Raw genomic sequence first — 943 nt, 5'->3', positions numbered from 1 at the left:
GGGGGGGGGGCGCGGTGGCGGGGGGGGGGCCGCCCCCGGGCGCCCTGGCGGGGTGGCGGGCGGCCCCGCCCCCCCCCCCGCGGGCCGGCGCGGGGGCCCCCCCGGGGGGGGCCCCGCGCCCGCACCCGCTCGGCCAGGCCGTCCCCGTACTCCACGGGCTCGCAGCCGAGTTCGCGCAGCCGGTCGTGGTTGCGGGCGGAGGCGGTGCCGATGACCCGGGCGCCCAGCGCGCGGGCGATCTGCACGCCGAAGGAGCCGACGCCGCCCGCGGCGCCGTGGATGAGGACGGTGTCGTCCTTGCCGGTGGCCAGCCGGGTCAGCAGCTGGTAGGCGGTGAGCCCGGCCAGCGGCAGGCCGGCCGCCTCGTGCCAGCCCAGCGAGGCGGGTTTGGCCGCGGCGGCGCGGACGGGGACGCTGACGTACTCGGCGAAGGTCCCGCCGTGCACGTAGTCCTTGCGGGCGTACGCCATGATCTCGTCACCGACCGCGAACTCGGGCACGTCGATGCCGACCCGCTCGACGGTGCCGGCGACGTCCCAGCCGGGGACGACGGGGTACACGACGTCCATGAGGCCGTCGAGGCCGCCCGCCATGATCTTCCAGTCGACGGGGTTGACCCCGGCGCACTTGACCTTGACGAGGATCTCGCCGGGGGCCACCTTGGGCATCGGCAGCCGGGTCTCGGTGAGCACCTCCGTCCCGCCGTAGGTCTCGTACGCCATCGCCCGCATGGTGTCCTCGGACATCTTCCCGACCTCTCCGTGTGCCGTGCGCCGTCGCGGCCCATCCCATCACGAAAGGCCGTGCCCGCCCCGAGAAGCGGGGCGGGCACCGCGCGGCGCACCGGGGCTGCGGCAGCGCCCGGACGGCCGCGCACCGGCCGTCGGGCCCGGTCCCCCGCTCCCCCGCACCCGCCGGGGGCACGGCACGGGCTCACTCGTAC

Annotated in this window: 1 protein-coding gene; it reads right to left on the bottom strand. The window is 77.9% G+C overall.

The window, feature by feature from the left end; translation table 11 throughout:
• Positions 1-731 (bottom strand): NADP-dependent oxidoreductase (locus ACFXA3_RS23695; RefSeq protein WP_385189787.1); only part of this gene is annotated, 731 nt, incomplete at its 3' end.
• Between the last annotated feature and the right edge of the window lie 212 nt (positions 732-943).

Origin of the sequence: Streptomyces sp. NPDC059456, assembly GCF_042750055.1 — a bacterium.
Lineage (GTDB): Bacteria > Actinomycetota > Actinomycetes > Streptomycetales > Streptomycetaceae > Streptomyces.
This window is presented reverse-complemented; position numbering and strand designations above follow the sequence as displayed.